The organism is Pseudomonas sp. BF-RE-21 (assembly GCF_019947305.1).
GTDB lineage: Bacteria > Pseudomonadota > Gammaproteobacteria > Pseudomonadales > Pseudomonadaceae > Aquipseudomonas > Aquipseudomonas migulae.
In genome coordinates this window covers 44,225-52,452 of sequence record NZ_JAGYGF010000045.1, presented here as the reverse complement: position 1 = coordinate 52,452, position 8,228 = coordinate 44,225, and the positions used below count along the sequence as shown (strand labels likewise).

Sequence of the window (8,228 nt, the reverse complement as noted above, 5' to 3'; positions counted from 1 at the left end):
CGCGAAAGCGGTGTGTCAGTCGACATTAACTCTGTCAGGTACACCGCTTTCGCGAGCAAGCCCGCTCCCACATTGGTTTTGCGGTGTGGCTTAGAGGGTGAAGTCGCCTTCAGCCGCCAACTCGCTCAACGGACGACGCGGGCTTGGCTCTTCACGGGCTTGCAGGTAATCCGCCAGCGTCGCCTTGTCCCCCAGCTTGCCCACCGCCACTGCCGCGTGCAGTGCGTAACCTTCAGGAATGTTCAGCTCCTTGCGGGTCAGTTCCTGATCGAAACCGGCCATGCCGTGGGTGTGCCAGCCGCTGATGCTCGCTTGCAGCGCCAGATGGCCCCAAGCAGAACCGGTGTCGAAGGTGTGCCACAGCGCCGGGGTTTCTTCAGTGGCGCCGGGCGCCGTGAAGGTGGTTTTCGAGATCACGATCACCAGCGCCGAGGCGTGTTGCGCCCAGCTGCGGTTGAATTCGTTCAGCAGGCCCAGGTAACGCTCCCAGTTCGGCGTATCGCGGCGCGCGTAGAGAAACCGCCAAGGCTGCGAGTTGTAGGCCGATGGCGCCCAGCGTGCGGCTTCGAAGAAGCTCAGCAGGGTTTCCTCGGAGATGGCTTCGCCGGTGAAGGCGCGGGGCGACCAGCGATCGGTGAATTGAGGGTGGATGGCATAATCGGCAACGCGTGGATTGGCACTCATCAATAGATTCCTTGCTACGTTTGAAAGTGAGGGGCGACGCGAAACCCTACTGGGCAGCGCAAAAACTGACAAGCGCGTTCTACCGGCAGTCGCCAATGCTTGGCCCGCAACGGCCTTGGCACTAGACTGGCGGCCTTTTCACCACCTGATGTTGATGCTTGAGCCATGGCCGCCAAAGTCGAACCGTTCTGGATACGCAAAACCCTCGATCAACTCGATCAAGAGGAATGGGAATCGCTGTGCGACGGTTGTGGCCTGTGCTGCCTGCAAAAGCTTGAGGATGAAGACGACAACAGCGTTTATTACACGCGCATCGCCTGCAAACTGCTGGACCTGAAAACCTGCCAGTGCAGCGATTACCCCAACCGTCGTGAATTCGTGCCGGACTGCATTCAGCTCACACCGGGCAAGGCCGATGAGTTCAAATGGCTGCCGCCGACCTGCGGTTATCGCCTGGTCAGCGAGGGCAAGGATTTGCCACTCTGGCACCATCTGGTGTGCGGTGATCGCGATGCCGTGCATCACGAACGTATTTCCCAGTCCGGGCGCATGCTCGCCGAAGGCAGCGTGCCCGAGGACGATTGGGAAGACCATCTGATTTTCCGCGCAGGTTAGTTTTACAAGGGAGTGTGTATGGCTGTGGGATTGCGGCTGGCGTTGGCCGTTGGGCTGCTGGCCCTGAGTTCGTCGGTGTGGGCGGCGAAGAAAGTCGATCTGGATTACCACGTGCGCCTGTTGCCGCAAAGCGATCAGGCTGAAGTGCGCCTGACGCTGGCCCAGGGTTCGGCGGTGCGCAGTCTGGATTTCGACCTCGGCGACGGCAGCCATTACAGCGACTTCAAGGCCGATGGCCAATGGCAACTCACGCCGGGCAAGCAGGCTCGGGGTGTCTGGCGCCCGGCGGCCGACAAGGCCAGCCTGACCTACCGCGTGCGCATCAGCCACGGCCGCAAGAGCGGCAGCTTCGACACGCGTATGACCCCGACCTGGGCGCTGATGCGTGGCGACGATCTGGTACCGGCCGCCAGACTCGATCAGCAGGACGGCATCGAATTGGTGTCACGCCTTGAATTCGAATTGCCCAGCGGATGGAAAAGCGTCGAAACCGCCTGGCCGCGGATCGGCAAGAACAAATTCCGCATCGACAACGTCTCGCGCCTGTTCGACCGGCCAACCGGCTGGATGCTCGCCGGTCACCTCGGCAGCCGTCGCACCCGGCTTGGGGAAACCGAAGTCACCGTCGCCTCGCCTCAGGGCCAGGGCATGCGCCGCATGGACGTGCTGACGCTGCTGACGTTCGTCTGGCCGCAAGTGCAGGCTGTGTTTCCGCGTCATCCCGCCAAATTGCTGATCGTCGGCGCCAACGACCCGATGTGGCGCGGCAGTCTGGCGGCGCGAGAGTCGATCTATCTGAATTCGCGCCTGCCACTGGTCAGCGAAAGTGGCAGCAGCGCGCTGGTGCGTGAGCTGGCCCAGGTATTCGGGCGGATCAACGACAAGCAGCGCAGCGACTGGATCAGCGAAGGCTTTGCCGAGTATTACGCCATCGAACTGGTGCGCCGCGCCGGTGGCATGAGTGATGAGCGGTATGAGAGTTTGCACAAGAAGTTGGCCAAGGATAGCCAGAAGGTCACGACGTTGCGGGGCGAGCAGATCAGCCCGGCACAGATTGGCAAAGCGGTTCTATTGCTGAGTGAACTGGATCAGGAGATCCGTATCAAGACCCGCAACAAGCGCTCGCTCGATGATGTGTTGCGCGGGGCGATGCACCTGGAGAGTGTGGATACCAAGGAATTCGTCCAACTGGCCGAGAGCGTTATTGGCGAGTCTTCCAAGGTGCTTGATACCGGGTTGCTTCAGTAAAACCGCCATCGCCGGCAAGCCGGCTCCTACATTTGGAACGCGTCCCCCTGTAGGAGCCGGCTTGCCGGCGATGAGGCCCTTAACCGCGACACAAAATCCCGGATCAAACCCCGGCTTTCGGCGACTTCAACGAATCATTCCCGGTCACGGTGGCGGTTTTGGTCGCTGCCTCGGCATTCGCCTTCAACCGAGCCAGGTCTTCCCCGGCACGCTCGATTTTCGCCCGCACGTTGTTCATGTCCTGACGGCTCTTCTCCAACAGGCTCTTGGCCGAGCTGTGGCCAGTGATGCCACGGGCCAGCGCCACGCCACCGATCGCCACCTGGATCAATCCGAAAATACCGCCGCGACGCAGGCCTTTGCCCACCATCACCAGGCCGCCGGCGACGGAGCCTGCGCGTTCCCAGCCGTGGACGTTATGGTCGGAAGGACTCTGGAACGGGGTGGACTCGATGCGCTCCACGCGTTTGAGTTCGCTCATGATCTGTCTCCTGCTGGAAGGACTGCTTCAAGAATAGATAATTAAGCTGACTGCCGAGGCGGGCGGCTTGTTCCATCGGATGTGCGTCGGTTCAGCGGAATTTCGGCCCGGAGCGGGTGTTGAGGCCCTTGGCCATGCGGTCGTACAGCACGACGTTGACGGTGGCCGCAAGATTCATGCAACCGGTGGTCGGGATGTAGACCACGTCTTCACACCAGTCGCGAATCTCTTTATCCAGCGAGCCGTCTTCCGGGCCGAAGATGTACAGCGCGCGATCCGGGTGGGTGTATTCCGGCAGCGAACGGGCGCCGTCGACCAGTTCCACGGCCACCGGCACGCAGCCCAGCGGCAGGATTTTTTTCAGGTCGTCGATGCCGATCAGCGGAATGTCGTAGTGAACACGTTTGGTGTCGGTGACGAAGTCGGCGGCGCGGTCATAGCGCTTGCCGGTGTAGAACACGGACGCCACGTTGTAGCAGCCGGCGGCGCGCATGACCGAGCCGACGTTTTCCGGTGATTTTGGGTTGAACAAACCAATGCAGCTGTACCGTTTGTCTGCCACGAGCGGGGTGCCTTCGGGGAAAAAACGGCGATTATACGGGGATTGGGGGAGGGGGTGTCTGGTTTGAGATTGGTGGTGTCTGAACAATTGCTATCGCTAGCAGGCTAGCTCCCACATTGGATCTTGGGTGTTCACAAACTCTTATGTGCACAGAAGATCCCCTGTGGGAGCTAGCCTGCTAGCGATGGGGCCAAGTCAGGCAATGAAGATATTCAGTCTTCTTTTTTCATCAACCCGGCCAACGCCGCAAACGGGTTATGCGTCGCCTTGGCAATCTTCGGCGTGCTCAACGAGCCCTCACCGAAATACTGCTGGTCGGTATACCGCGAGTGCTCGTTGTCGTGGCAATACAGGCACAACAATTCCCAGTTCGAACCATCCTGCGGGTTGTTGTCGTGGTTGTGGTCGCGGTGGTGCACGGTCAGTTCGCTCAGGCGCTTGCCGGAAAACTCACGGGCGCAGCGGCCGCACACGTGCGGGTACATCTTCAGGGCTTTGTCGCGGTAACCCATTTCCTTGTCGCGCTGGTTGTCGGCGAGGATGCGGTCCAGCTTCGAGGTGTTGGTCGGTGTTGACGAACTCATGGGTTCACCTTTGTAAAAGACTAATGACGGTTATGACGTAAGTTTAGCCTAGCCCTTGAGCTTCTCGGCAATCCAGATGGTGTGGCGGGTGCCCTTGTTGCCGTGGGCGAAGACCTGGACTTCCTCGGCCTTGAAGCCCGCCTTCTTCAGTTTGTCGGAAAACTGCTTGTCGGCGCTGGCAGACCAGACGGCCAGCACCCCTTTTGGTCGCAGGGCTTTGGCGCAAGCGCTCAGGCCGCCAGCGGAATAGAGCCAGCTGTTGGCTCTCTGGGTCAGGCCTTCCGGGCCGTTATCGACGTCGAGCATGATCGCATCGAAACCTTGCGGTTCGGCCTGCAGCACGTTCGCCACGTCTTCCATGCGAATCACCGTGCGTTTATCCAGCAGCGGGTTCCCGGCTTTCTCGCCCAGCGGCCCGCGATTCCACTCGACCACGCCCGGCACCAGTTCGGCGACCACCACTTCAGCGCTCTTGCCCAAATGCTTGAGGGCCGAGGCGAGGGTAAAGCCCATGCCCAGGCCACCAATCAATACCCGCGAATTCGGCCGTCCGGCGACCTTGCGGCAGGGGATCTCGGCCAGCGCATCTTCGGAACCGTGCATGCGCGTATTCATCAATTGTCCGCCGTCGCCGCCCTGGATCTTGATGACGAAATCCTCACCGTATTCGAACAGGCACAGGGCACCGCCGTTTTCAGGGATAGGCGCGGTGTCGAGCAGAACGAAACGTTTCATGGGGTTCTCTTGAGGAGGAAGGGCATGGGGGAGGCAAACGAACGCAGTTGGGAGTAGCCTGCAAACAGACAACAAGGCTAACGGAGCCATTGATGAAGCGCACCATTCTAACGGTCATTGCCTTGGCCGCGCTCTCGATAACTGCAGTGCAGGCCCAAGAGCTGCAAACCATTCCGACCAGCCCGTCGCCGCTCCCCGGTTCGCCCGGCACGGCAACACCGACGCCGTACCCGCAGATCACCCCCAACAGTGTGCCTAAAGTCGGGCCTGGCAGTGGCGGGCCGCCGCTGTTGCCGCCGATCATCGTGCCCAGCCCGCCCAAGGATCAGCCCTTGCCGGGGCTTGAGCAGAACCGCACGAAGATCAAGTCGCCGGGCGGTTAAACCTGCTGCGAGAGTAGTTGCCCGTCGGCCATGCGCAGGCGTTTTGACAGGGAGACGGCGAGGGCGCGGATGATCTTCGCGGCGATTTTCGGCGCGTCGTTGAGCATCTTTTCCAGGGAATCCTTGCCCAGGTTCAGCAACTGGCAATTGCTCGCGGCCACACAACTGGCGGAACGCCGTTCGCCATCGAGCACGGCCATTTCTCCGAACGCCCGACCGCTGCGCAGCGTGGCCATGGTCACCCGTTGTCCGTCGCTGTTGGTTTTTTGTACCGCGACCTGGCCGGTATGGATGATGCACATGAAACTGCCGGCATCGCCTTCGCGGAAGATCTCTTCGCCCTCGGCCACCGTGCTGATGCTGAAGTAGCCCGAGGCGGCTGCGAAGTCGGCGGGCAGCAGTTGATCGAACAGGCCACAGTCCATCAGCCAGTCGCGGATTTCGTTGTTCAGTAAGGTCGGTTCTGACATGTCGTCACGGTCTTTTTCTTGTGTCTGTAGCGGTTCCGGATCATACGAGTTCCCCTGTAGGAGCGAGGCTTGCCCGCGAAGGCATTATCACAGCCAACATAGATGTTGAATGTTACGGCCTCTTCGCGGGCAAGCCTCGCTCCTACAAGGGCAGGCTCGGCGTTCTGGTGTTAAGACCGAATCACCGAGCCAAGTTCCTCAGGCAATGCCCAAAACCCCGAAAACAAATGCGTATTCGAGTGCTACGTCACGCAATCCCTGATAACGGCCACTCATTCCGCCATGCCCGGCGCCCAATTCGGTCTTGAGCAGCAGTTGATGGGTATCGGTTTTGGTCGCGCGCAATTTCGCTACCCACTTCGCCGCTTCCCAGTACTGCACGCGACTGTCGTTGTAGCCGGCGATCACCAGCGTCGCCGGATACGCCTGCGCGGTGACGTTTTCGTACGGGGCGTAGGCCTTGATCCGATCATAAACGTCCGGCTCTTCAGGATTGCCCCACTCGTCGTATTCCGTGACGGTCAGCGGCAGATCCGGGTCGAGCATCGTGTTCAACACATCGACGAACGGCACTTCGGCAATCGCCGCGCCGAACAGCTCCGGCCGCATGTTAAGCACCGCCCCGATCAACAACCCGCCGGCACTGCCACCGCTGATCGCCAATTGCTGTGAGGTGGTGAAACCGTTGGCGATCAGGTGCTCGGCGCAGGCGATGAAGTCGCTGAAGGTGTTGTGCTTGTGTTCCTGTTTGCCGGCGCGATACCAGGCTTCACCCAACTCGCCGCCGCCGCGCACGTGCGCAATGGCAAACGCCACGCCTCGGTCCAGCAGGCTCAGGCGCGCGTGGGAGAACCACGGGTCGAGGCTTTCGCCGTAGGCGCCGTAGCCGTACAGATAAAGGGGCGTCGGCTTGCCGAGGGCTTCGCGCTTGACCACCAGGCTGATCGGCACTTGCGTACCGTCCGGTGCGGTCGCCCAAAGACGCTGGCTGACATAGGCGTCGGCGTCGAACGGGCCGAGCACCGGGGTTTCCTTGAGCACTTTCTGTTCGCCGCTGACCAGGTCCAGTTGGCGGATTTGTGCCGGACGGTTCAATGCTTCATAGCGCAAGCGGATCCGCTCGCTGACGAATTCCAGGCTGTTTTGCACGTGCAGGCTGTAGGCCGCATCCGGCAATTGCACGCGGTAGCTCGGCAGGTCTTGCGGGTGAACCTCGATGATCGGCAAGCCGCCGACCCGCAGGCTCAGCGTCAGGGCGCCGGCGTTGAGGCTCATGCCGTCGATCATCGTGGTGTCGCTGTGGGGGATCAGGTTTTGCCAGTCAGCTTCGGTCGGTGCGACGCCGGTATCGACGGCCGTGTACAGGGCGAAGTTGATGCCGTCGCGGTTGGTGCGAATGAACCAGGTCCACTCGCCGTCGAGGGCGCCGTGGTCGACGTCGTACTCGTGGTCTTCGACCCGTGGCGCCACGCAGGTAAACGCCTGTTGCGGCTGGAACGCGTCGAGCACCCAGACTTCGCTGGTGGTCTTGCTGCCCAGCGCCAGCAGCAATTGCTGCTCCGAGCTTGAACGGTAGCAATGCATGAAGAAACGGCCATCCGGCTCATGGAACACTTCTTCGGCCGCCGTGCCGTCCAGTCGATAGCGGAACAGCTTGTGCGGGCGATGGGTGTCGTCCAGTTCGCCGAAAAACAGCGTCAGGCTGTCGTTGGCCCAGGTCATGCTGCCGTCGCAGTCGGCGAATTCCAGTTCGCTGACGCGGCCGCTGGATAATTCCTTCACGAACAGCGTGTAAATCTCATCGCCCGTGGTGTCGAGGCTGTAGGCCAGGCGCTGGTGGTCCGGGCTGATGCTGAATGCGCCGAGGGAAAAGAAGCCGCCGTTGGCCAGTTCGTTCGGGTCCAACAGCAGCTGTTCCTGGCTTTCGTCGAGTTGCAGGCTGTCATCCGCCGGGCGCGGGCAGCGGTAGTGTCGGGCGTATTCGTCGCCGGCGGTGGTGCGCGTGTAATACAGATACGGGCCCCACGGGGAGGGCAGCGACAGGTCGGTTTCGAGAATCCGGCCCTTGATCTCTTCGAAGAGGGTTTCGCGCAGACCGGTCTGATCGGCGGTTTGCGCCTCTAGATAGCGGTTTTCAGCCTTGAGGTAATCGAGCACCACGTCGGTGTCGCGTTCCTGCAGCCAGGCATACGGGTCAGAACCTTCAGCCTTGTGGGCAATCGGGGCGCTGGTGATGTTGGCGGATTGGGGCATGAAGGGCTCTCGGGCGATGTACGGAATAGAGGGGTTCGCAGGCTATAGGCAAATGACGCAAATCCCTGTGGGAGCGAGCCTGCTCGCGAAAGCGGTGTGTCAGTCGCCATCAATGTTGCTGACAGGACGCCTTCGCGAGCAAGCCCGCTCCCACAGGGTTTGTGCACAGCCGGCCGGCATTGGGGCAAGCCTGATGTGCGAAAAGTCGTTACT

Annotated in this window: 10 protein-coding genes; 3 read left to right on the top strand and 7 right to left on the bottom strand. The window is 61.0% G+C overall.

The features are described from left to right. Positions 1-90: 90 nt before the first annotated feature. Positions 91-684, bottom strand: coding sequence for a nitroreductase family protein (locus KGB25_RS23270; RefSeq protein ID WP_008034969.1), 594 nt, complete (start codon positions 682-684; stop codon positions 91-93). Positions 685-849: 165 nt separating this feature from the next. Between KGB25_RS23270 and KGB25_RS23265 the strand changes: the two genes are divergently transcribed. Continuing rightward, positions 850-1,299 (top strand): YcgN family cysteine cluster protein, encoded by a 450-nt coding sequence (locus KGB25_RS23265; RefSeq protein WP_008034970.1) that lies wholly within the window; start codon positions 850-852, stop codon positions 1,297-1,299. Between the two features lie 18 nt (positions 1,300-1,317). After that, positions 1,318-2,547 (top strand): hypothetical protein, encoded by a 1,230-nt coding sequence (locus KGB25_RS23260; RefSeq protein ID WP_223436848.1) that lies wholly within the window; start codon positions 1,318-1,320, stop codon positions 2,545-2,547. A 103-nt stretch (positions 2,548-2,650) separates the two neighbouring features. Here KGB25_RS23260 and KGB25_RS23255 read toward each other — a convergent pair whose 3' ends face one another. The 4 genes from KGB25_RS23255 to KGB25_RS23240 form a co-directional block, all read right to left on the bottom strand. Continuing rightward, entirely contained in the window at positions 2,651-3,028 is a 378-nt protein-coding gene (locus KGB25_RS23255; RefSeq protein ID WP_223436846.1) for a DUF2892 domain-containing protein, read from the bottom strand. A gap of 91 nt (positions 3,029-3,119) precedes the next feature. Continuing rightward, the gene (locus KGB25_RS23250) at positions 3,120-3,590 is read right to left on the bottom strand and encodes an RNA methyltransferase (protein ID WP_008034973.1); all 471 of its coding nucleotides are present in this window, start codon (positions 3,588-3,590) and stop codon (positions 3,120-3,122) included. A 212-nt stretch (positions 3,591-3,802) separates the two neighbouring features. After that, positions 3,803-4,174 (bottom strand): YajD family HNH nuclease, encoded by a 372-nt coding sequence (locus KGB25_RS23245; protein WP_007944009.1) that lies wholly within the window; start codon positions 4,172-4,174, stop codon positions 3,803-3,805. Positions 4,175-4,222: 48 nt separating this feature from the next. After that, positions 4,223-4,909: a spermidine synthase gene (locus KGB25_RS23240; protein WP_008034788.1), complete on the bottom strand. Its 687-nt coding sequence runs from the start codon at positions 4,907-4,909 to the stop codon at positions 4,223-4,225. A 92-nt stretch (positions 4,910-5,001) separates the two neighbouring features. Between KGB25_RS23240 and KGB25_RS23235 the strand changes: the two genes are divergently transcribed. After that, on the top strand, positions 5,002-5,292 hold the full coding sequence (locus KGB25_RS23235; RefSeq protein ID WP_192228708.1) for a hypothetical protein: 291 nt from the start codon (positions 5,002-5,004) through the stop codon (positions 5,290-5,292). Here the strand turns inward: KGB25_RS23235 and KGB25_RS23230 are convergent. Both KGB25_RS23230 and KGB25_RS23225 read right to left on the bottom strand, forming a co-directional pair. Continuing rightward, on the bottom strand, positions 5,289-5,762 hold the full coding sequence (locus KGB25_RS23230; protein WP_008035048.1) for a cyclic nucleotide-binding domain-containing protein: 474 nt from the start codon (positions 5,760-5,762) through the stop codon (positions 5,289-5,291). The genes KGB25_RS23235 and KGB25_RS23230 overlap by 4 nt on opposite strands. A gap of 198 nt (positions 5,763-5,960) precedes the next feature. Then, positions 5,961-8,015: a S9 family peptidase gene (locus tag KGB25_RS23225; RefSeq protein WP_223436844.1), complete on the bottom strand. Its 2,055-nt coding sequence runs from the start codon at positions 8,013-8,015 to the stop codon at positions 5,961-5,963. Positions 8,016-8,228: the final 213 nt, after the last annotated feature.

Bases quoted from the DNA above. Each gene is read 5' to 3' on its own strand.
- KGB25_RS23260 (WP_223436848.1), top strand. From the start codon at position 1,318: ATGGCTGTGGGATTGCGGCTGGCGTTGGCCGTTGGGCTGCTGGCCCTG.
- KGB25_RS23230 (WP_008035048.1), bottom strand. From the start codon at position 5,762: ATGTCAGAACCGACCTTACTGAACAACGAAATCCGCGACTGGCTGATG.
- KGB25_RS23245 (WP_007944009.1), bottom strand. From the start codon at position 4,174: ATGAGTTCGTCAACACCGACCAACACCTCGAAGCTGGACCGCATCCTC.
- KGB25_RS23225 (WP_223436844.1), bottom strand. From the start codon at position 8,015: ATGCCCCAATCCGCCAACATCACCAGCGCCCCGATTGCCCACAAGGCT.
- KGB25_RS23270 (WP_008034969.1), bottom strand. From the start codon at position 684: ATGAGTGCCAATCCACGCGTTGCCGATTATGCCATCCACCCTCAATTC.
- KGB25_RS23240 (WP_008034788.1), bottom strand. From the start codon at position 4,909: ATGAAACGTTTCGTTCTGCTCGACACCGCGCCTATCCCTGAAAACGGC.
- KGB25_RS23235 (WP_192228708.1), top strand. From the start codon at position 5,002: ATGAAGCGCACCATTCTAACGGTCATTGCCTTGGCCGCGCTCTCGATA.
- KGB25_RS23255 (WP_223436846.1), bottom strand. From the start codon at position 3,028: ATGAGCGAACTCAAACGCGTGGAGCGCATCGAGTCCACCCCGTTCCAG.
- KGB25_RS23265 (WP_008034970.1), top strand. From the start codon at position 850: ATGGCCGCCAAAGTCGAACCGTTCTGGATACGCAAAACCCTCGATCAA.